Here is an 825-nt window from a genome sequence, read left to right on the forward strand (position 1 = left end):
CTGCGCACGCACCAAACGGGCCGGCTTGAAGTGCTGGCGGTCGATGGCTCGCCATCGACATCGACCATCGATTCAGCAGACCCGAAGCCCCCGTCGCTTGGCCCCGTCGAGGCAGATGACTGGAAACTCGCGGCCAAGGCGAAACATGCCCCGGTCAGTTTTTTCCAGAGTCGTCATTACGCTGGCGCCATGGTGCTGCACCACCAACGTGGCGTTTGGTATCACCTGGCCCCGTTCTGGCTGCCGCCTGACCCCAACTTGCCTGCGGATGCTTTGGCCATCCTGTCGAAGCCTGTGTGGCTTCGCTTCGATCAGGTCAAAGCCCGTCTTTCTTCCGATGGCGCAAGGCTGGTGGCATGCCGCGCAGGCGAAGGCCGCGTGCCAGAACGCTGCGTTTTTTTGCAAATGCCGTGGGTCGAAGCAAGCAAAGCCACACCGAGGGCACCTGTTCCCACCTCGACCTCAGCACCCACCCTAAATCCATGACAAATCCAGCGGACACCCACACGCCCCCACCCAAGCCCATCCAACAACGCCCCAAGCTGGTCATCGGTGCGTTGCTGCTGCTCGCCATGCTGCTGTACTTCGGCACCGTGATCAGGGCTCGCGGCAACGCAGGCGCCACGCCCGCCGAGGACAGCGCAGGCAGCCTCGCCTTTGTGAAGCAGCGCGCCATGGAGCAGTTCTGCACCGGCGTGGTCGAAACACCCAAGAGCACCTGGTTGGCGGGCTACGCCAGTGGTGACGACGCCTCATCCTTCACCAACGACCCAGCCAAACCCGTTGTCTTGATCGACGCCTTGCTGGGCGAGGGTGCGAACCAGA

General features: G+C 62.9%; 2 protein-coding genes. Both read left to right on the forward strand.

Annotated elements, in window-relative coordinates; all coding sequences use genetic code 11:
* The first annotated feature begins 30 nt into the window (after positions 1-30).
* The gene (locus B2W70_RS14740) at positions 31-486 is read left to right on the forward strand and encodes a hypothetical protein (protein ID WP_286746796.1); all 456 of its coding nucleotides are present in this window, start codon (positions 31-33) and stop codon (positions 484-486) included.
* Positions 483-825, forward strand: a 343-nt coding sequence (locus B2W70_RS14745; protein ID WP_286746797.1) for a hypothetical protein, incomplete at its 3' end; no start/stop codon positions are given. The genes B2W70_RS14740 and B2W70_RS14745, both read left to right, overlap by 4 nt.

It is taken from the genome of Aquabacterium sp. UBA2148, assembly GCF_002328915.1.
Lineage (GTDB): Bacteria > Pseudomonadota > Gammaproteobacteria > Burkholderiales > Burkholderiaceae_C > Aquabacterium > Aquabacterium parvum.